Annotated in this window: 20 protein-coding genes; 15 read left to right on the forward strand and 5 right to left on the reverse strand. The window is 69.4% G+C overall.

The genetic code is table 11. The features are described from left to right. The 4 genes from FKR81_RS32830 to FKR81_RS32845 form a co-directional block, all read right to left on the reverse strand. A partial coding sequence (locus tag FKR81_RS32830; protein WP_146358193.1) for a nucleotidyltransferase family protein occupies positions 1-538 on the reverse strand: 538 nt, incomplete at its 3' end. 10 nt (positions 539-548) lie between these two features. Then, positions 549-1,745: a glycoside hydrolase family 88/105 protein gene (locus tag FKR81_RS32835; RefSeq protein ID WP_146358033.1), complete on the reverse strand. Its 1,197-nt coding sequence runs from the start codon at positions 1,743-1,745 to the stop codon at positions 549-551. A 69-nt stretch (positions 1,746-1,814) separates the two neighbouring features. Further along, positions 1,815-2,639, reverse strand: a complete 825-nt coding sequence (locus tag FKR81_RS32840; RefSeq protein ID WP_146358035.1) for an alpha/beta fold hydrolase — start codon at positions 2,637-2,639, stop codon at positions 1,815-1,817. Between the two features lie 93 nt (positions 2,640-2,732). Further along, entirely contained in the window at positions 2,733-3,218 is a 486-nt protein-coding gene (locus FKR81_RS32845; RefSeq protein WP_146358037.1) for a hypothetical protein, read from the reverse strand. 261 nt (positions 3,219-3,479) lie between these two features. On the opposite strand from FKR81_RS32845, the gene FKR81_RS32850 reads away from it, so the two are divergent. The 12 genes from FKR81_RS32850 to FKR81_RS32905 all read left to right on the forward strand — a co-directional run bounded on the left by FKR81_RS32850 (position 3,480) and on the right by FKR81_RS32905 (position 17,425). Then, positions 3,480-4,118, forward strand: coding sequence for an alpha/beta hydrolase (locus FKR81_RS32850; protein WP_235921898.1), 639 nt, complete (start codon positions 3,480-3,482; stop codon positions 4,116-4,118). Next, positions 4,111-5,367 (forward strand): NAD(P)/FAD-dependent oxidoreductase, encoded by a 1,257-nt coding sequence (locus tag FKR81_RS32855; RefSeq protein ID WP_146358039.1) that lies wholly within the window; start codon positions 4,111-4,113, stop codon positions 5,365-5,367. The genes FKR81_RS32850 and FKR81_RS32855 overlap by 8 nt, the downstream gene beginning before the upstream one ends. Further along, complete coding sequence (locus FKR81_RS32860; RefSeq protein WP_146358195.1) at positions 5,367-6,074, forward strand: DUF1365 domain-containing protein; 708 nt, start codon at positions 5,367-5,369, stop codon at positions 6,072-6,074. The genes FKR81_RS32855 and FKR81_RS32860 overlap by 1 nt, the downstream gene beginning before the upstream one ends. Further along, complete coding sequence (locus FKR81_RS32865) at positions 6,071-7,285, forward strand: SAM-dependent methyltransferase (protein WP_235921899.1); 1,215 nt, start codon at positions 6,071-6,073, stop codon at positions 7,283-7,285. The genes FKR81_RS32860 and FKR81_RS32865 overlap by 4 nt, the downstream gene beginning before the upstream one ends. Positions 7,286-7,509: 224 nt before the next feature. Continuing rightward, a complete protein-coding gene (shbA, locus tag FKR81_RS32870; protein WP_146358041.1) occupies positions 7,510-8,109 on the forward strand; it encodes an RNA polymerase sigma factor ShbA in 600 nt (199 codons plus the stop codon). Between the two features lie 1,053 nt (positions 8,110-9,162). Continuing rightward, on the forward strand, positions 9,163-10,194 hold the full coding sequence (locus FKR81_RS32875) for a carbohydrate kinase family protein (protein WP_146358043.1): 1,032 nt from the start codon (positions 9,163-9,165) through the stop codon (positions 10,192-10,194). A 96-nt stretch (positions 10,195-10,290) separates the two neighbouring features. Further along, on the forward strand, positions 10,291-12,405 hold the full coding sequence (locus FKR81_RS32880) for a transglycosylase domain-containing protein (protein ID WP_235921900.1): 2,115 nt from the start codon (positions 10,291-10,293) through the stop codon (positions 12,403-12,405). Between the two features lie 286 nt (positions 12,406-12,691). Continuing rightward, the gene (locus FKR81_RS32885) at positions 12,692-13,468 is read left to right on the forward strand and encodes a M23 family metallopeptidase (protein WP_235921902.1); all 777 of its coding nucleotides are present in this window, start codon (positions 12,692-12,694) and stop codon (positions 13,466-13,468) included. Positions 13,469-13,561: 93 nt separating this feature from the next. After that, the gene (locus tag FKR81_RS32890) at positions 13,562-15,088 is read left to right on the forward strand and encodes an AMP-binding protein (RefSeq protein WP_146358047.1); all 1,527 of its coding nucleotides are present in this window, start codon (positions 13,562-13,564) and stop codon (positions 15,086-15,088) included. Between the two features lie 63 nt (positions 15,089-15,151). Beyond that, positions 15,152-15,784, forward strand: coding sequence for an L-tyrosine 3-hydroxylase (locus FKR81_RS32895; RefSeq protein ID WP_146358048.1), 633 nt, complete (start codon positions 15,152-15,154; stop codon positions 15,782-15,784). 80 nt (positions 15,785-15,864) lie between these two features. After that, entirely contained in the window at positions 15,865-16,815 is a 951-nt protein-coding gene (locus FKR81_RS32900; RefSeq protein ID WP_146358050.1) for an LLM class F420-dependent oxidoreductase, read from the forward strand. Between the two features lies 1 nt (position 16,816). Then, on the forward strand, positions 16,817-17,425 hold the full coding sequence (locus FKR81_RS32905) for a TetR/AcrR family transcriptional regulator (RefSeq protein ID WP_146358052.1): 609 nt from the start codon (positions 16,817-16,819) through the stop codon (positions 17,423-17,425). A 44-nt stretch (positions 17,426-17,469) separates the two neighbouring features. Here the strand turns inward: FKR81_RS32905 and FKR81_RS32910 are convergent, their stop codons facing one another. Further along, positions 17,470-17,928, reverse strand: coding sequence for a peroxiredoxin (locus FKR81_RS32910; RefSeq protein ID WP_146358054.1), 459 nt, complete (start codon positions 17,926-17,928; stop codon positions 17,470-17,472). Between the two features lie 31 nt (positions 17,929-17,959). On the opposite strand from FKR81_RS32910, the gene FKR81_RS32915 reads away from it, so the two are divergent. The 3 genes from FKR81_RS32915 (at position 17,960) to FKR81_RS32925 (ending at position 21,121) form a co-directional block, all read left to right on the forward strand. Then, positions 17,960-18,871 (forward strand): LacI family DNA-binding transcriptional regulator, encoded by a 912-nt coding sequence (locus tag FKR81_RS32915; protein ID WP_146358198.1) that lies wholly within the window; start codon positions 17,960-17,962, stop codon positions 18,869-18,871. Then, positions 18,871-19,278 carry a RidA family protein gene (locus FKR81_RS32920; RefSeq protein ID WP_146358056.1) on the forward strand — a complete coding sequence of 136 codons (408 nt, stop codon included), beginning with the start codon at positions 18,871-18,873 and terminating at the stop codon, positions 19,276-19,278. The genes FKR81_RS32915 and FKR81_RS32920 overlap by 1 nt, the downstream gene beginning before the upstream one ends. 73 nt (positions 19,279-19,351) lie before the next feature. Next, positions 19,352-21,121, forward strand: a complete 1,770-nt coding sequence (locus FKR81_RS32925) for a 4-alpha-glucanotransferase (RefSeq protein ID WP_146358058.1) — start codon at positions 19,352-19,354, stop codon at positions 21,119-21,121. Positions 21,122-21,139 lie beyond the last annotated feature (18 nt).

Here is a 21,139-nt window from a genome sequence, read left to right on the forward strand (position 1 = left end):
CCCCGCGGCCGCGCCCCCCCCCCCCGCCCGGGGGGGTCGGGGCGCCCCCGCCGCTTCCGCGCAGGTACTCGCGTGCGCCCTGATCGCCGGCCGCGGACGCCATGACTCCCGCGAAGTGGCCCCGTCCGATGAGGACCGGATGACCGGGCTCGCCGTCGTAGGTCGCACGGGCCAGTGCGTCCGGCGCCGCCAGCTCCGCGAGCCGGGTGATCGCCTCGGCCGTGACGCCCGGTGTGTCGACCGGCAGCACGACCACCGCGTCCGCCGCGCCGACCGCGCGCAGCCCGACCCGCAGCGACGAACCCATGCCGCTCGCCCAGTCCGGGTTGTCGACGAGCGTCACGCCGTCCAGCGCGGCTCGGGCGCGCACCTCGTCCGCGGCCGCGCCGAGCACCACGACCACCGGCTCCAGTCCGGCTCGGACGAGTGTTCTCGCGGCCGACTCGACGAAGAGGGAACCGTTGTGGGACACCAAAGCCTTCGGAGTGCCGAACCGGCGGCCGGCCCCCGCGGCGAGCAGGAGGCCGGCCACGCGCATGGTTCGCAACCTATCCCACGAACCCGTTCCGGGCGCGGAGCTGCTCGTTCATGATCAGGAACGCGCCGAGCCCGTGGAAGTCGTTCACCGCGCGCGGGCGCTCGTAGTAGAACGGCAGATCGCCCACGTTGGTGCCGATGCAGATCTCGGCGAGGCTGGTCAGCCCCTCACCGTCGAGCGACATCCGGTCCAGCACGCCCGCGTACCCCTTGCGCGCCACGCCGTTGTAGGACGGCGAGAGGTAGCCGCGCTGGATGCCGCGCGAGATCGCGAACGCGTACATCGACGTGCACGACGTCTCGGTCCAGTTGGCCGAGTCGCCGCCCTTGTCGACGACCTGGAACCAGCGGCCGGTCGAGGCGTCCTGGTGCTGCGCGATCCCGCGCACGAGCCTGCGCAGCACGTCGATCAGCTTCTGCCGGTCCGGGTGGTGGCCGGGCAGGTCCTCCAGCACTTCGATGACCGTCATCGCGTACCAGCCCATCGCGCGGCCCCAGAAGTACGCGGACCGGCCGGTCTGCTTGTCCGACCACGGCGTCTGACGCGACTCGTCGAATGCGTGGTGGAACAGGCCGTTGGGGTTCTGCAGGTTGCGCGCGTAGACGAGGAGCTGCCGGACCGCCTCGGTGTACGCCCAGTGCTGCTCACCGAACGCGACGCCGTGCTTCATGATGAACGGCACCACCATGTAGACGCCGTCCGACCACAGTTGCCAGTCGCGGGTGCCGGACTCGGCGTGCCAGAACCCGCCCTCCTTGGTCCGCTTGTAGGTGTTCAGCTTCGCGCGGATCTGCTGGCTCGCCGTGCGGTAGCGGGCGTCACCGGTCTCGGAGTGCAGGATCGGGAACATCTGCCCCGAGCGCATCGCGTCGAGGTTGGTGAACGAGCGGTCCATCGTGCCGTCCGGCTTGACGAACCGGTCGTACCAGGCCTTGACGTAGTCGAGGTACGCCTTGTTGCCGGTGCGCTTGTAGACCAGGTACTGGCCGTACAGGAACAGGCCTCGGGTGTAGCCCCACCCGCCGAACGTCTCGGGCGTGTACCGCTTCATGGTCGACTCGACCACCGCGACCGACCAGTCGGTGCGCTCCTTGGCCTCGATCTCGCGCTCGACGCCGGCGTGCGCCGTGCCGGTCGCTCCGAGACCCAGTGCGACACCTCCCGCGACGGCTCCGAGCTTGACGAAGTCGCGCCTGGACGTGGTCATGGTGCTCCTCTCGGGGATCTGCCCAAGGCGGCGGCACCACAGACCTAACCAGGCGCAAAGCTCCGATGTCTAGGCGAGATGTTCGAGCAAAAGGGTGCTCGTTGCCTCTGGAACCTCTTCAGGGATCCAATGTGTGACGTCTTCGATCATCTCGAACCGGTAGGGCCCGGTGACCCAGTTCTCGGTGTCGAACGCGGCCGTCGAGCCGAACACGACGTCCTCGGTCGACCAGACGTACATGGTCTTGACGGTGACCTTGTCCGCGACGCCGCCCGGCTTGCCCGCGCGGTACCAGTTGAGCGCGGCCGTCAGCGCGCCCGGCTCCTGCAGCCGCTGGACGTACTCGTCGACGTGCGACTGCCTGACCCGCCACTCGAACATCTGCCGCAGCGCGTGCGCGTTGTTCTCCAGCATCCGGCGCTCGGTGCTCTTCTCGCGCCACTCCGTCATGTAGCGGGAACGCAGCTGCTGGTCCTCGTCCGTCTGCAGGGCGTTCTTCAGTGCCCCAGGGTGCGGCGTCGACAGCACCGCGAGCGTGCGCAGCCGGTCCGGGTGGTCGATCGCGGTCCACCACGCGACCGCGCCACCCCAGTCGTGGCCGACGAGGTCGAACTCGCCCCAGCCGAGCTGGTCCGCGACGTCCAGCACGTCCTGCACGAGCTGCGTCACGCCGTACTCGGCCGCGTGCTCCGGGCGCACGCCGGGGGAGTAGCCGCGCTGGTCGAACGCGACCGCGCGGTAGCCGTTCGAGCCCAGCACGCCGACCTGGTGCTCCCAGGCGAGCGCGGCCTCGGGGAAACCGTGCAGCAGCAGCACGGGCCGCCCGTCCTCGGGTCCGCTCGCGATGGCGTCGAACGATCCGGCTTCGGTGGTGATGCTGAGCTGTTCGATCACACTCGAACAGTAGTGGCCGGTCGCGACGAAGGGGCATCGCCTCCGGTGCCACCCGGAGGTTGAGGTCCGGACCCAAGTGAACGGCCGCGTCAATCAGGATGATCGTGTGACAGTGACGGTGGCTTTCACCGTCACGCCGGCAGGCAGACTCACGATTCCACTGGTGAAACCGTTCTGCTGCATCTTGTTGAGCGCCTCAGTCAGGACACCCGACGCTTGGCTGTCCGCCAGGTAGACGAATATCTGGTACTTGCCCGGTCCGCCGAGCGAGAACTCAGAACTCCAGTCGCCGCCGTCAGGTGACGGCAGGGCAACACGTTCCGACGGATACCAATCACCGATACCCGTGGTGCGGACGACCACCCACAAGTCGCTCCCCAGGGGAATGTCCCTGGCGCGTCCACCGATCTTGTGGTCCGGGCCGACCAGCACTTCGTCCGATTTCGGGGTCGATATCGACGCCGATGCCGCGGTCAGTTTGCTGTAGAACTCCTTGCCCGGCTGGATCGCTGCGACCGCGAGCGCGAGTATCGATACGAAGAGACTCCAGCCTGCAATCCTGGTCGACGACGCGTTCACGAGACCTCCAGCCTTGATGGCTTTGGTCGTACTTCGCCATCGGGCATCGGTTCCTTACACGACGACTGCGTGTCTGCCCGGACGGAGCAGTACGCGCCGGTAAGGCACGGACAACCCGCGCGATTGGTCAACTATGTGCCGGGCGGTCCGCGTGAGTGTGATCTGCGTCGCACCGTTGATCCCCGCGCTTTCCCCGCACGAATATCTGGCGTGCATCCTCGCGTCGACGTGCTGACACCACAGGCCGATACGAAGGCAGTCGTGCTCGTGCTCCACGGCGGTCGCCAGGTCGGTCACGCGCCCGTGCGCCGGACCAACCTCGCGTACCTGCGGATGGTTCCGCTGGCGAAGGCGCTGCGCAGACCCGGCCTCGAGGTGCGGGTCACGCGCTACCGCAAGCGCGGCTGGAACGCGCCCGACCTGGACCCGGTGCGCGACGCCGAGTGGGCGCTCGACCGGATCGCCGAGCAGCACCCCGGCAAGCCCGTCGTGCTCGTCGGGCACTCGATGGGCGCGCGCACCGCGTTGCGCGTCGCGGCCCATCCGCAGGTGACGGCTGTGTGTGCGTTGGCGCCGTGGATCGAGCACGGTGAGCCGTACGAGCAGCTCGCCGGTCGCTCGCTGCTCATCGCCCACGGCGACCAGGAGCGGACGACCGACCCCGCACTGTCCTATCGGTACGCGACGCGGGCGAAGCAGGTCACCGAGCGGACCGCGCGGTTCTCCGTGCGGGGCGACGGGCACGCGATGCTCAGGCGCGCGGGTGACTGGACGCGGTTGGTCAGGGACTTCGTGTGGGGCGAGCTGGGGTTCGAACCGGTCGCACCGGACATCGCGAACGCCATGCGTGAGGCCTCCCCTCACGGACTCGACGTCCCACTCGGAGGAGCACGTGTCTGATCGCAGGGTCGCCGTGATCGGCAGCGGAGTCGCCGGGCTCACCGCCGCCTACCTGCTGCAACGCCAGTACGCCGTCACGCTGTTCGAGTCCGACGACCGGCTCGGCGGCCACGCGCACACCCACGAGCTGCCCACCGCGGACGGCGGCGTGGTCAACGTCGACAGCGGGTTCATCGTCCACAACGAACGGACGTACCCGAACCTGATCAGACTGTTCCGCGAGCTGGGGGTGTCCACTCAGGACTCCGAGATGTCGATGAGCGTGCGCTGCGACGGGTGCGGGCTCGAGTACGCGGGTGCGCGGAAGCTGGCCGGTCTGTTCGCCCGGCCCGCCAACGCGGCCAACCCGCGCTACCTGCGGATGCTCGCCGAGGTCACCCGGTTCCACCGGCACGCGCGGCGGGTGCTGGAGCAGCCCGGTGCGCACGACGCCACGCTCGGCGCGTTCCTCGCGATCGGCGGGTACTCGCGGTACTTCGTCGACCACTTCATCATCCCGGTGGTGAGCGCCGTGTGGTCGTCCGGCGCCGAGCTGAGCGGGCAGTACCCGGCGCGCTACCTGTTCGAGTTCCTCGCCAACCACGGCATGCTGTCGATCGGTGGCACGCCGCAGTGGAAGACCGTCGTCGGGGGCAGTCGCTCGTACGTCGAGCGCGCGGTGAAGAACCTGACCGCGGTGCACGTGTCGACGCCGATCCGGTCGGTGTCGCGTGGTGCCGACTCCGTCGAGCTGCGTGACGACGCCGGCCAGGTGCACGTGGTGGACAAGGTCGTCATCGCGACGCACCCCGACCAGGCGCTGCGGATGCTGGCCGATCCGACGCCGGAGGAGAAGGACGTGCTCAGCGCGTTCCGCTACTCCCGCAACGAGACCCGGCTGCACACCGACCCGTCCGTCCTGCCGCGCGCGGCCGGTGCGCGGGCGTCGTGGAACCTGCTGAAGCGCGGGTGCGGCGACAACGGGCCGGTGCTCGTCAGCTACGACATGAACCGGCTGATGCGGCTCACCGAGCCGCTCGACTACGTCGTCACGCTGAACGCGCACGAAGTGCCGGCGGAGCGCACGCTCGCCACGATGGTCTACGAGCATCCCGTCTACACGCCGGAATCCGTTGCGGCACAACGGCGACTGCCCTCGCTGTTGTCGTCCTCGACCGCGTTCGCCGGTGCCTACCACGGGTGGGGGTTCCACGAGGACGGCTGCGCATCAGGAGTGCGCGCCGCGCAGCACTTCGGAGTCTCCTGGTGATGCGGCCCGAAATGCTCTACGACGTGGAGATCAGCCACGCCAGGCGGGAGCGCATCGATCGCGCGTTCAGCCATCGGGCGTACCTGTGGCTGGTCGACCTGGACCGGCTGCCGCGGTTGCCGTGGTGGCTCAGGCCGTTCGCCCGCTTCGACTCGCGCGATCACTTCGGCTCGCCGTCGCGGTCCATCCGGGAGAACCTGGACGAGTGGCTGCGAGGTCACGGCATCGACCTGGGTGGCGGGCAGGTGCTGATGCTCGCCAACGCCCGCGTGCTCGGCCACGTGTTCAACCCGATCACCGTCTACTGGTGCCACGACGCGTCCGGCGCGCTGGCGTGCGTGGTCGCCGAGGTGCACAACACCTACGGCGAGCGGCACAGCTACCTGCTGCACCCGGACGACTCCGGACGAGCCCGAGTGGACAAGGCGTTCTACGTCTCGCCGTTCCTCGATCTCGGCGGTCACTACGTGATGAGACTGCCGAAGCCGGGAAACCAACTTTCCGTGACCATCGCGTTGCGCCAGAACGGAAAGACGCCCTTCAGTGCGAGCATGCGGGGGACCGGCCGGCCGGCCACCCCGCGCGAACTGGTGCGCCTGCTCGTGCGCATGCCGTTGATGACCCACCGCGTGTCCGCGTTGATCCGCCGTCACGGCATCGCGCTGTTCCTGAGGCGCCTGCCGATCACGTCGAGGAGTAGTCAGTGAGTACGCTCTCGCTTCCCGTTCCCAACCAGGGGATCTGGCCTGGGCTGCACGCCGCGCCGCGCTCGCCGATGCGGGCCCGCATCGCCGCATCGCTGTTCCGCAAGGCTGTGCGCACCCTGCCGGTGTCGATCGTGCTGCCGGACGGGCGGAGAATGGGCGCCGGTGGCCCGATCATGCACCTGCACCGCCCGGCCGCGTTCTTCCACCGCCTCGGTGCCGACGCCAAGATCGGCTTCGGCGAGGCGTACATGGTCGGCGACTGGTCGTCGTCCGAACTGGCCGACGTGCTGTCCGCGTTCGCCGCGCGGCTGACGACGCTGGTGCCGCCGAAGCTGCAACTGCTGCGCCGCTGGGTCGACCGCAGGCACCCGTCGACCGACCGCAACGACGTGACCGGCTCGCGCAGCAACATCCAGCGGCACTACGACCTGTCGAACGAGCTGTTCGCGTCGTTCCTCGACGAGACCATGACCTACTCGTCCGCCTGGTTCGACGGCGTCATGGATCTCCGCTCGGCTCAGCTGCGCAAGATCGACGGCGTGCTGGACTACGCGGGCGTCCGGGCGGGGTCTCGGGTGCTGGAGATCGGCACGGGCTGGGGAGCGCTCGCGATCCGGGCCGCTCAGCGCGGCGCCACTGTCACCTCGCTGACCATCTCAGCGGAGCAGCGCAAGCTCGCCCAGGAGCGGATCCACGCGGCCGGCCTGTCCGACCGGGTCTCCGTGGAGCTGCGCGACTACCGCGAGGAACGCGGTGTGTACGACGCCGTGGTGAGCGTGGAGATGATCGAGGCCGTCGGCCGCGAGTACTGGCCCGCGTACTTCTCGATGCTGCACCGCGTGCTGGAACCGGGCGGCCGCGTCGGCCTCCAGGCGATCACCATGCCGCACGACCGCATGCTCGCCAGCGCGTCCAGCTACACCTGGATCCACAAGTACATCTTCCCGGGCGGCCTGATCCCGTCCGTCCGCGCGATCGAACAGAACGTTCATTCCACATCGCTGCGAATTTCTTCGTCTCGCGAGTTCGGCCAGGACTACGCCGAGACCCTGCGACGGTGGCGGTCGACCTTCCTCGGGCGATGGGACGAGATCGCCTCGCTGGGCTTCGACGACACCTTCCGCCGCATGTGGGAGTTCTACCTGGCCTACTCCGAAGCCGGGTTCCGAGTCGGCTATCTGGGCGTACGCCAGTTCGCAATCGTCAAGTGACTAGGCCGTTGGGAGCACGTCTTAGCCCGGACGGGTGCCGATCGCCCCACGTCCGGGAGGTTCGTGGTCCTCTTGTCAGGTAGCGGTATCAGATGGCTCGCTGCGGCCTCTTCTCCAGTGAAGCCCAACGTGACGCTGATGGTGAGGAGGTCGCCGGGATGGTCCAACCCACAGCCGTGCGAACCGGTGGCGGTGTCGGAGTCCTCGATGTCCCTACTGTTCCCATGCGCAGGCGGGTTCGGCCGGTGGTCTCCAACCAGTGGCTGGCGGAGGCCGAGTTCACCGATCTCGTCGACGCCGCCCTCGACGGGGACAGACGCGCGGTCGAGCACCTGCTGGCGCGAATCCAACCCCTGATCGTGCGCTACTGCCGCGCACGCGTCGGGTCACGGGAACGCACCCTGGTCTCGGCCGAGGACATCGCCCAAGAGGTCTGCCTCGCCGTGCTCGGCGCGCTGGCCAAGTACCGCTACGAGCCCCAGTCGTTCCTCGCGTTCGTGTACGGCATCGCCGCTCACAAGGTCGCCGACGCTCGGCGGCGCGCTGTTCGGTCTCGTGCCGAGGTCATGCCCGAGTTGCCCGACTGTCCTGCCTTGGAGGACGGGCCTGAGCAGCGGGCCATGAACGGTGAGATGTTGCAGCAGGTTGTTCGGTTGCTCCACAAGTTGCCGAATCGGCAGCGGGAGATCCTGGTGTTGCGGGTCGCCGTTGGGTTGTCGGCTGAGGAGACTGCGCTTGCTGTGCACTCCACTCCTGGGGCTGTGCGGGTTGCTCAGCATCGGGCGTTGGCCAAGATGCGGGAGATGTTGGCTGAGGAGTCCTGAGCTGTTGGGTGTTGGGTTTCGGGCTTGGGTTTTCGGGCTTGGGTTTTCGCGGTGTGGGGTGGGGAGGTCCTCGCTGATCACCTCACGGTCGCCATATTTTCAGGTCGGGGTCAAGACAAAAAGACGTCTTGACCCCGACCTGAAAATATGGCAAGGCTGCGCCTGATCAGCGAGGACCTCCCCACCCCCTGCCCTCCGGGAAAGTTTGTTCTGATCATTTGGCTGCCGGTTTGTGCTCGGGGGCCGCGCCCGTTCGGCAATGCGGGGGTTGGCAGTGCGGCGGGCGCTCCTTATCTTTTGGTATCTGCCGGTTTCGTCGGGCTCTCTTGGTACGTGCCGGTTTCGGCGGTGCTCCCTTGGTACCCGCCGGTTTGGGCGGCGCTCTCTTGATACCTGCCGGTATAGGCGGTGCTCCCTTGGCATCCGCCGGTTGGGCTGTGCTCTCTTGGTGCCTGCCGGTCGCGGTGGGTCGCCTGGCGTGCTGGCTTCGCCTCGCTCGCCGGGTGTCCGCCGCGCCGCAGAAGTCGCGGGCTTCCGCAACCCTGAGTCGTGCGGCGCCGCGTCTGCGCGGCCGGGATTGTCGGTGCTGGCTGGGAGCATCGATTCGGGGGTTCTCGCGGGCGGGGACGCCTGCGTGAGCATGGCTGCCTTCCGGGCCTGCCACGCTTCTGCCGGTGGGGCTGGTGCTCGCTGCGCTTCTGCCGGCGGTGTGTGGCTCGCCTTCGTTTCTGCTGGTCCGTGGCGCGTTGCTCGGTGTGCTGGCTCCGCTTCGCTCGCGGGGGTGTCCGCCGTGCCGCAGAAAGTGCAGCCTGTCGCACCCCGGTTTCGTGGTTGGTGCGTCGGCGGGGCCGGGGATTGTCGGTGCTGGCTGGGAGCATCGATTCGGGGGTTCTCATGTGCGGAGGACGCCTGCGGGAGCGCGCGCGGAAGCCGGGTTGAGCGGAGTGAGCGGCAGCCGGGGCGAGGCAGATACCCCATACCCGGCGAAACGTGCCCGGTGCCACACCCCGTCACTACCAGGCTGACCACCCCTCAGCCTGGCAAAGTGTGGCCATGACGGAGCCAGCGGACTTCGACGTGCTGCTATCCGGGACGGTGTTCCTGGACATCATCTTCACGGGCCTCCCGCGGCCCCCGGCAGCAGGCACAGAGGTCTGGGCCGAGGGCCTGGGCTCATGTCCTGGCGGAATAGCCAACCTCGCGGTCGCGCTGAGGCGGCTCGAGCTCCGCACCGCGCTGGCCGCCGCCTTCGGTGAAGACGCTTACGGGGACTTCTGCTGGGACGTACTGGCCGACCAAGAGGGTGTGGACCTCAGTTACTGCCGCCGGTTCTACGGGTGGCATTCCCCGGTGACGGTCTCGATGGCCATGGACAGGGACCGGAGCATGGTCACTCACGGCCATCAGGCGCCGATCACCGCTGACGATCTGCTCAAGCCGCCGCCCAAGACGAAGGCTTGCTTCGTCCACGTCGAGCCGGAGCCGGACGAGTGGGTGCGGACGGCCAAGCGGAACGGGGCGTTGCTGTTCGCCGACATCGGGTGGGATCGGACCGAGGCGTGGGCGCCTGAGCTGCTGAAACGGCTCGACGGGTATGACGTGTTCCTGCCCAACCACGCTGAGGCGCAGTTGTACACGCGCACGGACACGCCGGAGAAAGCGGCCAAGCAGCTGGCCGAGCACGTGCCGGTCGTGGTGGTCACCCGAGGGGGCGGGGGAGCGGTGGCCGTCGACCAGACCACGAACGAAGTGGTGGACGTGCCGGGGCTCAACGTCGCTCAGCTCGATGCGACTGGGGCGGGGGACGTGTTTGGGGCGGGGTTCGTCATGGGCACTCTCGCCGGGTGGCCGTTGGAGCACCGGGTGCGGTTCGCGAACCTGTGCGCGGCGTTGTCGGTGCAGCACTTCGGCGGAAGCTTGAGCGCGCCGGGCTGGGGGGACATCGCGGTGTGGTGGCGAACGGTCAGCAGGCGGCAGGACGACGAGCTCGCCAAGTACGGGTTCCTGGACGACGTGTTGCCGCACCACGCCGGGGTGGAGGTGAGAAGGGCCAGTCCGACCATCGGGCTGCGGATACTCCGGTAGGTTGAAATCAGTCGATCAGCGGAAGCAACCTCGCAGGGGTCTCGCGCGACTAATCATGCAGGGGATCTCAGGGGTTGGAAGGAGTGGCGGTTTCTCGTGTTCGCCGCGCGTGCGTCAGGTCTGGTCAAGTTGGTGGGGTTGTGCCTGACGGCGGGTGTGCTGCTCGCCGCCATGATGTTCCCCGTCGTGGGCGGGCTCGGGCTCGCGTCGAACCGGGCGGCCGACACCGTCGACCAGACGTCGGGTGAGTTGGCCAAGGGCGAGCTGCCGCTCGTCACGACCATCCTCGACATGAACGGCGCGCCGATCGCCTACCTGTACGACCAGTACCGGATTCCGTTGGAGCCCAACCAGATCGCCGACACGATGAAGGCGGCGATCATCGCGATCGAGGACAAGCGATTCTACGACCACCAGGGCGTCGACTGGCAGGGCGTCATGCGCGCCGCCGCCAAGGCCGGTGTGGAGGGCGAGACCAGCCAGGGCGCCTCGACGCTGACGCAGCAGTACGTCAAGAACTACATGGCCTTCGTGCTCGGCGCGGACGACGAGTCCGCCGCGTGGGAGAAGGCCACCGAGGCGACCATCGGCCGCAAGATGCGGGAGGCGCGGGTCGCGCTCCAGGTCGAGCAGCAGATGAAGAAGGACGAGATCCTCGCCGGATACCTCAACATCGTGCCGCTCGGCAACCAGACCTACGGCGTCGGTGCGGCGGCCAAGGCGTACTTCGGCACCACCGCGGACAAGCTGACCGTGCCGCAGGCCGCGCTGCTCGCCGCCATCGCGAACCGGCCCAGCTCGCTCAACCCCGGCACGAACCCGGACAAGGCGCTGGAGCGCCGCAACCTGGTGATCGACCGGATGAAGGACAACCGCGCGTTCGGCGACGACGCCGAAGAGGCGAAGAAGAAGGCCGAGGAGTACAAGGCCGCGCCGCTCGGCGTCGTGCCGGACCTGCAGATCCTGCCCAAGGGCTGCGTCGGCGCCGGTGACGGCCCGATCTACGGCTTCTTCTGCGAGTACCTCCTCGAGTACCTGCAGAAGTCCGGCATCACGAAGAAGCAGCTGCAGCGCGGCGGCCTCACGATCCACACGACGATGGACCCGGACGCCACGAAGGCCGCGAAGGCGTCGGCCGAGCAGCAGGTCGCCAAGACCACCAACGGCGTCGCGAACGCCATGTCGATCGTCGCGCCCGGCCAGGACAAGCACCGGGTGCGCGCGCTGGTCGCGAACCGGGACTTCGGCAACAACGCCGAGCTCGGCCAGACCGCGCGGCCCATCCCGGCCGAGGTCGTCCCGTTCGGCGCCGGCTCGATCGCCAAGGTGTTCACCGCGGCGGCCGCGCTGGACAAGGGCGTCGCCGGCATCGACAAGACCATCGACGTCCCGAAGGTCTACACGTCCAGGGTCTACCGCGACGGCAACAAGGGCTACACCGTCAAGAACGCCGGTGACTACAAGGACAAGATGACGCTTACCGAGGCGCTCGCGAGCTCGCCGAACACCGGGTTCATCATCCTGTCCGAGAAGGCCGGCCTGAACAACGTCGTCGACATGGCCTACAAGCTGGGCATGCGGGAGACGCTCCAGGGCGTCAACCTCGGCGGCGAGCCGCTCAAGGCGGACAAGTCGAACGGTCCCTCGCAGGGCGACCAGTTCAAGCAGGGCAACATGGGCTCGTTCACCCTCGGACCGGGCGCGACCAGCATCCTCGAGCTGTCGAACGTGGCGGCCACGCTGATGAGCGACGGCCGCTGGTGCCCGCCGACGCCGGTGGAGAAGGTGCTCGACCGCGACGGCAAGGAGATCGCGCTCAAGGAGCAGCCGTGCGAGGAGGCGGTCAACCCCGACCTCGCCCACGCGATGGTGCAGGGCATGAGCAAGGACACCATCAGCGGCACGGCGGCCGACGCGGCGCGCAACGCGGGCTGGACCCGGCCGGCGATGGGCAAGACCGGCACCACGGAGAACCACCACTCGGTCGCGTTCCTGGCCGCGACGCCGCAGTACGCGGGCGCCGTGATGACCTACGCGGACGGCAACAACCCGCAGGCGATCTGCCCCAACCCGATCCGCCTCTGCGGCAACGCCAGCGGTGTGTTCGGCGGCCAGGTCGCGGCGCCGACGTGGTTCAACGCGATGAAGGCGATCCACGACAGCAAGGGGTTGCCGCCGGCACCGCTTCCGCAGGCGACGCGCTACCGGTGAATCTTTCACGATAAAGCTACTGACCAGCAACAACGGCCGGGCCAGCAATGGTCCGGCCGTTGTTATTTTTGGGCCAGCACGTCTCGATACGCTGTGTAGTCGAACGTGGGCTTAGTCACCCAAACGCCCTGTTGGGTTTGTCTTTCGCCATCACATCGGGTTACGTTCCCTGCCGCATGTCACGGTTCGGTCTCGAAGAGGACACGGAGTCGCGCCCCGAAGCGGCACCAAGTCGGATCCCCCGCCGACGTCCTGACCGGACTCCCCGATGCATGGAGGCACTACATTGGCTCGGCACCGCACGGAGGGTGAAAGACAGGTCGTCCGCACGAAGGCGGCGGCAATCGTGGTCGCGGCAGGCGCACTCGCAGGAGTTGCGGGCATCGCCAACGCGACCGGTGGTCCCCAGGGCCGCGACATCGTCCCGATGGCAGGCAGCACCGATCTCGCCGCCGCGCTCGTCGCGACGCAGCAGGTGCAGGACGGCGGCCCGATCCGCACGGTCCACGCCATCAACCCCGGCAGCGAGACCGTCAAGCTGCTCCAGGCGGAGCAGATCCAGGCGCAGTACCACGTGCGCCAGGCGCTCCAGACCGCGCAGGACGGCTACAACGTCCGGCAGGAGGCCATCCGCAAGGAGCAGGCCCGGCTGGCCGCTGAGGCCGAGGCCAAGCGCCCCAAGTGCGTGAAGCCCACCCAGGGCACGTTCACGTCCGGGTTCGGTGCCCGCTGGGGCACCTCGCACAACGGCGTGGACATCGCGAACGCCATCGGCACGCCGATCCTGTCCGCGATGAACGGCGTCGTCGTCGAGGCCGGCCCCGCCAGCGGCTTCGGCCTGTGGGTCCGCGTGCAGCACGACGACGGCACGATCACCGTCTACGGCCACGTCGACACCATCACCGCCCAGAAGGGCACCAAGGTCCGCGCGGGCGACCAGATCGCCACGATGGGCAACCGCGGCCAGTCCACCGGTCCGCACCTGCACTTCGAGGTCTGGGTCGGCGGCTCGCAGAAGATCAACCCCGTCGGCTGGCTCGCGGAGCGCGGCGTCTCCCTGTGATGTGGCCTTTCGGCCACAGCGGTGACCGATCACCTTGACTTAGCCTCCCGTTCCGCGCCCAGGTGAACCCTGGCGCGGAACGGGTGGTGTCACGTGATCTTCCGCAGCCCGCTGCCGCCGGTGCCGATCCCCGATCGCACGCTCACCGAGCACGTGCTGGCAGGCGCCGCCGCCCGAGCGGACCGGCCCGCCGTCGTCGACGGGCTCACCGGTGACCTCATCACCTACGGCGAGCTGGCGCGGCGGGTCGAACTGGCCGCTGCCGGGCTCGTGCGGCTCGGCGTACGGTCAGGTGACGTGGTCGCGCTGGTCAGCCACAACCAACCCCTGTTCGCGGTCGCGCTGCACGCCATCACCGCGGCGGGAGCGACCGTCGCCCTCGTCAACCCGGCGCTCACCCCGGCCGAGATCGGGCACCTGTTGACGATCTCGCGCGCGACCGTCGCGATCTGCTCCCGCCAGTCGGCGGGCGCCGTCCGCGCGACGGGCTTCCCGGTGCTCCCGCTCGAGGACCTCCCAGACGGTCGGGCGCCGCTGCCGCGCCGCGACCCCGCCACGACGGCCGCCGCGATCCTCTTCTCCAGCGGCACCACCGGCGTCACCAAGGCCGTGCGGCACACGCACCGCGGCCTCGTCGCGAACCTGGAGCAGACCAGGGCGGGCTGGCGCCTCACCGAGCACGACGTGCTGGCGGCCGTGCTCCCGTTCTTCCACGTCTTCGGCTTCTCGATCGTCCTGAACTCCGGGCTGCTCGCGGGCGCGACCGTGGTCGCGATGCCCAGGTTCGACGCCACCGGCTACCTCGGCCTGCTCCGGCGGCACGGCGTGACGCGCGCGTACCTCGTACCGCCGATGGTCGCCGCGCTCGCGTCGTCCGGCGAGACCCCCGACCTCCCCGCGCTGCGCTACGCCGTGTGCGGCGCCGCGCCGCTCGACGACGAGCAGCGCGCGCGTGCCGAGCTCGTGCTCGGCTGCCCCATCCGGCAGGGCTACGGGCTGACCGAAGCGGGCGGCACGCACCAGACGTTCGACGACGACTTCGCGGCGGGCGACGCGCGCGCCGTCGGCACGCTGTCGCCCGGCACCGAGGCGCGCCTGGTCGAGCCGGGCACGCGGATCGACGTCGCGCCCGGTCGGCCCGGTGAGCTGCTGATCAGGGGACCGCAGGTCATGGCGGGCTACGTCGGTGAGGACGAGGCGACGGCCGCGGCGCTCGGCGACGGCTGGCTGAGCACCGGCGACCTGATGTCGGTCGACGAGGCAGGCCGGTTCCACGTGCTGGACCGCATCAAGGAGATGATCAAGTACAAGGGCTACCAGGTCGCGCCCGCCGAGCTCGAGGCGTTGCTGCGCACGCACGAGCTCGTCGCGGACGCCGCCGTCGTCGGGGTGCCCGACGCGGTGGCAGGCGAGGTGCCCAAGGCGTTCGTGGTGCTCAGCGGACCGCTCGACGCCGACGAGCTGATCTCGTGGGTAGCGGCGAGAATCGCTCCCTACAAGAAGGTGCGGGCCGTCGAGTTCGTCACACACGTACCCCGGTCGGTGTCCGGCAAGATCCTTCGGAGGCTGCTCAGTGGCGAAAGCGCGTGCGCGGCCGGACCGTCAGTGAATCGCGGGTGACGCCAAGGGGCTGAACACCAGAAGATGACCGCACAAGCGCTTCGGATGCGCCGAAGGTCCTCAGTGGACCTCCCGGTGCTCTGCCTGCCCGCTGCCACCTCACCCTGTCGCGGGTGCTGCGACCTTCGAGAACCGGTCGGCCCGCCGCCGGCTGACCCCGTCGCGCGCGCCGTCCACCGGTGGGTGCTCGGGCATCACGGCGCGTTCCTGGCGTGGCGGTTCCTCGCGGACGCGTTGCGGCGCAACGACGTTCGCTGCGCGGTGCTCGGCTACGACACGTACTCGAGCATGCTGGAGTACTCGGGCAGCTGCACCCGCGAGGTCTACGAAGAGGCGATCCGGCCGCTGATGACGGCCGCGCACCCGGCGTTCAGCGGCCGCTGGGCACGGGACTACGAGCCGATTCCGGCGCTCCTGCGCACCGCGCGAGCAGCGCTCGGCCGGGAGCGCGCCGCGCCGCTGACCGCCGCCAGCAGGCGGAACCTGCTCGCTCACCAGGCCGTGGTGCGCAAGCTCGTGCCGGGCGGGCCGTCGCTGCTGCGCGGCTCTGGGCGTGACGTGCACGCGCCGCCGACGGACCACGAGCGGGACCTGTTCGACGAGTTCTTCCTGGTGAGCCGCGGTCCCTGCTGCGAGCGGCGCTACCGCGCGCAGGTGCGTCGCGTGTTCGCCGCCATCCTGGTCGACGTTCCCTGACTCGAAAGAGCTAAGCCTGCATACCGACTGGTCGGTATTCGGGTAGGGTGTGGCCCAAGTCTTGGACTTGGAGGCGTTTCATGGGTCGTTGGGGCATCACGATGCCGCTGGTCGGCACGTCGGTTCTGGAGCACCGCGCGCTGGTCGAGGAGCTGGCCGGGCTCGGGTACACCGACATCTGGTCGGCCGAGACGGCGGGCCACGACGCCTTCACGCCGCTCGCGCTCGCGTCGCAGTGGACCGACCTGCGGCTCGGCACGGCCATCGCGCCGGTCTACACGCGCGGACCGGCCACGCTGGCGATGCAGACCGCGACGCTCGCCGAGGTGTCGCACGGCCGGTTCGTGCTCGGCATCGGCTCGTCGTCGCCCGCGATCGTGCAGAAGTGGAACGCGATCCCGTTCGAGGAGCCGTTCAAGCGCACGCGCGACACCCTGCGCTTCCTGAAGGCCGCGCTCGCGGGCGAGAAGGTGACGCACGAGTACGACACGTTCTCGGTCAGCGGCTTCAAGCTGGAGAACGCGCCCGCGCAGAAGGTGCCGATCATGCTCGCCGCGCTGCGGCCGAACATGCTCCGCCTGGCCGCGCGCGAGGCCGACGGCGCGATCACCAACTGGCTCGGCGCGGACGACGTGCCGAAGGTGCGCGAGGAGCTGGGCGGCGAGGCCGAGCTGGCGGCCCGGATCTTCGTCTGCCCGACCGAGGACACGGACGCGGCACGCGCGCTCGGTCGGATGCTGATCAGCTCGTACATGACGGTGCCCGCCTACGCGGCGTTCCACGAGTGGCTCGGCCGCGGCGAGGCCATGCGGCCGATGCAGGAGGCGTGGGCCGCGGGCGACCGCAAGGGCGCGAACAAGGCCGTGCCGGACGAGGTCGTCGACCAGCTGATCATCCACGGCAGCGTCGACCACTGCCGCGCGCAGGTCGCGAAGTACCAGGCGAACGGCGTCGACACGCCGATCATCGCGCTGCTGCCGACCGGCGCGGACCAGTTCGACCTGGTGCGCGCGCTGGCGCCGGGGGCCTGACGTGGCGCGCCGAGGGGGAGTGGGCGAGCTCAGCAGGACCGAGCAGCGGATCATGGACGCGGCGGTCAGGCTGTTCGCGGCCAAGGGCTTCGACGCGACGACCGTGCAGGAGATCGTCGACGCGGCCGAGGTCACGAAGGGCGCGCTGTACCACTACTTCGGCGCCAAGGACGACCTGCTGTTCGAGATCTACCGGTCGCTGATCAACGAGCAGATGGCCGACATGGACCGGATCGTGTCCGAGGAGGCCGACCCGGCCGCCACGGTCCGGTCGATCCTCGTAGGCCTCGTCGAGACGACCGCGGGCCGGGTCGACGAGACCGCGGTGTTCGTGCGCGAGATGCACCGCCTCGACGCGGACCGGATGACCGAGTTCCGTGCCGAGCGTCGGCGATTCCACGAGACGTTCCGCGCGGTGATCGAGAAGGCGCAGGCGCGTGGTCAGTTCAGCGACGTCGTGCCCGCCGAGACCGCCGTGCTGATCGCGCTGGGCGTCGTCAACCAGCTGCCCACGTGGTACCGGCCGGACGGTCCGAAGTCGCCGACGCAGCTGGGCGAGGAGATCGCGGACTTCGTGCTGGCCGCTCTGCACAACCGGGCGACCGCCTGACGGTCGGCAACGCGGCGGACGTTGCGACCGAGGCGTTCCAGCGGTTACTTCGAGGCGTGCGCGCGGAGTGCTTCGAGCGCCTTGTCCGCGTGCGCGTTCATGTTGAACTCGGACTTGATGACCTCGAGCACGGTCCGGTCCCGGTCGATCACGAACGTGTGCCGCTTGACGGGCAACGGCCCGAACCGGCGCTTCACGCCGAACTGCTCGGCGACCAGGCCGTCGGTGTCCGACAGCAACGGGAAGCCGACGTCGTAGGTGTCGGCGAAGCGGTGCTGGCGGCCGACCGAGTCGCGGCTGATGCCGACCCGCTGCGCGCCCGCGGCCCTGAACTCGGCGGCGAGGTCGCGGAAGTGGCAGGTCTCGGCGGTGCAGCCGCCGGTCATCGCGGCCGGGTAGAAGAACAGGACGACCGGTCCGCCGCTCAGCAGCTCGCCGAGCGAGCTCAGCTGGTTGTGCTGGTCGGGCAGGGTGAAGTCGGGGGCGAGGTCGCCGGGCTTCATGGATCTCCAATACGCTCGGGCCGTGACCAGCATGTCCGATGTGGCGAAGGCCGCGGGGGTGTCGGCTGCGACGGTATCGCGCGCGCTGCGCGGTGAGCCGGGGGTCTCCGAGGCGACCCGCCAGCACGTCAGCGACGTCGCCAGACGCATGAAGTACGCGATCGCTCGCGACGCGTCGAGCCTTGCGGGCGGCCGACGGTACGCCATCGCCGTCCTGACCTCGACGGTGAGTCCCCTACTCGCGGGTGCGGAGGGAGCGCTGCGGCAGGCGGGGTACGACGTGCTGCTCTACGTGCTCGGTGATTCCACGTCGCGGCAGCGGTTCTTCGACGAGAACCCGCTCGGCAGGCGGGTCGACGGCGTGCTGCTGTTGTCCATGAACCTCACCGAGGCCGAGTCCGCGGGGCTGGCCGAGCTCGCCGTGCCGACCATCGCCATCGACGACAACGACCTGCGCGACTCGGTGCGGGTGGCCGCGGAGCACCTGATCGCGCTCGGGCACCGGGACATCGCGCTCGTGCTGGCCGACGGCGTCGACGAGTCGTACGACGAGATCCTCGTCCAGGCCGGCCTGGACGTCCCTCCCGAGTGGACGGTCTGGTGCTCGCCGACGGTTGACGGCGGCGAGCAGGTCGTCGAGGTGCTGCTCGACGGGCCGCGCATGCCGACCGCGGTGATCAGCTCCAGCGGTGCCGCGGCCGTCGGGATCTTCCTGCGCGTGCAGCGCGACGGGCGGTCGGTGCCCGAGGACGTGTCGATCGTGAGCCTCGACGGGCAGGAGATCACCCGCGTCGTCGGGCTCACCGCCGTCGAGGGCGCGTTCCGCGAGCAGGGCGAGCACGCGGTGGCCGACCTGCTGACGTTGATCCGCGGCGGTGAGGTCACACCGGCGGACCAACCGCTGCGGCTGATCGTCAGGAACTCGACCACTAGGGTTCGGTAGTGCCCATCGAACAGCGTCTGACCGACGTCTCCGCACTGCCCCCGTCGCCCGGCTACGCCCACGCGGTGACCGTGTCCGGACGCCTGGCGTTCGTGTCCGGCCAGGTGGCGATCGACAAGGCCGGCAAGGTCGTCGGCGCTGACGACCTCGGCGCGCAGACGCGGCAGGCGCTGAGCAACCTGCACGCGATCATCACGGAGCTGGGCGCGGACTGGTCGGACGTCATCCGCTTCACCTGGTACATGCTCGACGTGTCCGAGGTGCAGACCGTCCGCGACGTGCGCGACGAGCTGATCCGGCCGGCACTGGGCGACGCGCACAACCCGGCGAGCACGCTGATCCAGGTGGCGGCGTTGTTCGGGCCGGAATTCCTCATCGAGGTCGACGCCGTCGTCGCACTCCCTTAGAACCTGCCCCATCCGGGTGACCAGGGACCATTTGCTCTGGCTATGCGCACCGAGCTGTGACATAGCTTTAACCGTGGATGAGCAGCTGCGCCGCCTGGCAGACGAACATGGCGTCGCCACTCATTACGAGAACTCCGACCAGCGTCGCGTCGAGGTCGACGAGGACGTCGTGCGAGCGATCCTCGGCCAGCTCCACGCGAATGATCCGAAACCCGAGCTGCCGCACACGATCGTGCTCCGCGAAGGCGAGACCGCGGACCTCAGGGGACCGGCGACGATCCACCTCGAGGACGGCACCGAGCTGGCCGCGGACCGGCACCTGCCCGCCGACCTGCCGCTCGGCTGGCACCGGATCACCACCGCGAGCCAGCAGATCACGCTCGCCGTCGCACCCCGCAAGCTGCCCGAGGTGCCGAGGGCGTGGGGCTGGATGCTGCAGCTCTACGCCGCGAGATCCGATGAATCATGGGGAATGGGCGACTTCGGCGACCTCGCGACGATCGCCAGGAGATCCAGTCTGGAGCTGGACGCCGGCGTGCTGCTGGTGAACCCGGTGCAGGCCATCAGCCCGACGCACCCGGTCGAGCGCTCGCCGTACTCGCCGAGCAGCCGCCGGTACGCGAACCCGTTGTACCTGCGTGTCGTGGACACGGCGGCCTATCTCGTGGCCGACGGGGAAACGCGCCGGAAAGTCCGCGAGCTCAAACCGGAGAACCGGGAGCTCATCGACTACGACGAGATCTGGGACGCCAAGCGAAAAGCCTTCGAACTGCTGTGGCGCGACGAGCCGCAGGAGATGGACGAAGACCTCCGAACTTTCGCCACGTTCTGCGCGATCGCGGAAACCGAAGGGCCGGACTGGCGGGAATGGCCGGAAAAGCAGCAGAATCCGGAAACCGCTGACGCGCCCGAGGAAAGAATCCGCTTCCACGCGTGGCTCCAGCACCTCTGCACGGCCCAGCTGGACGAGGTCCGGCTCGCCGCGCACGAGGCGGGCATGGCGGTCGGCGTCATCCACGACCTGCCGGTCGGCGTGCACCCCGGCGGCGCGGACACGTGGGCCGATCGGGACGTCTACGCGAACGCCACGGTCGGCGCGCCGCCGGACGCGTTCAGCCGCGACGGCCAGGACTGGAACCTCCCGCCGTGGCGGCCGGACAAGCTCGCCGAGACCGGCTACGAGCCGTTCCGCCAGGTGCTGCGCAGCGTCCTGCGGCACGGCGACGGCATCCGCATCGACCACGTCGCCGGGCTGTGGCGGCTGTGGTGGATCCCGGAGGGCGAGCCGCCGGGCCGCGGCACCTACGTGCACTACGACGCGGACGCGATGCTCGGCGTGCTCGCGCTCGAAGCGCACCGCGCCGGAGCCGTGGTCGTCGGCGAGGATTTGGGCACCGTCGAGCCCGTGGTCACCAAGACGTTGCAGGAGAACGGGATGCTGACCTCGGCCGTGCTGTGGTTCCAGCGCGACTGGGACGCGCCCGGCCACCCGCTCATCCCGCCGAGGCAGTGGAGCGCAGGGGCGATGGCCAGCATCTCGACGCACGACCTGCCGACGGCGGCCACCTACCTCGCCGAGCACCCCGAGTTCGCGGATCTCATGCGCGCCGAAGGGCTCGACGCGGGCGACGAGGTGGCCGGTGCGCACGCGTTGCTGGCGCAGGCGCCGTGCGCGCTCGTGCTGACCTCGCCGCAGGACGCGCTGCGCGAGACCAGGCAGCCGAACGTGCCCGGCACGATCGACGAGCACCCGAACTGGCGCATCCCGCTCCCGGTACCGCTGGAAGAGTTCTTCTCCCGCGTCCGCGACGTGATACGTCCACTGCGGGTGAGGGCCGAATGAGACGAAACATGCACGTTA

This window comes from Lentzea tibetensis, assembly GCF_007845675.1.
Lineage (GTDB): Bacteria > Actinomycetota > Actinomycetes > Mycobacteriales > Pseudonocardiaceae > Lentzea > Lentzea tibetensis.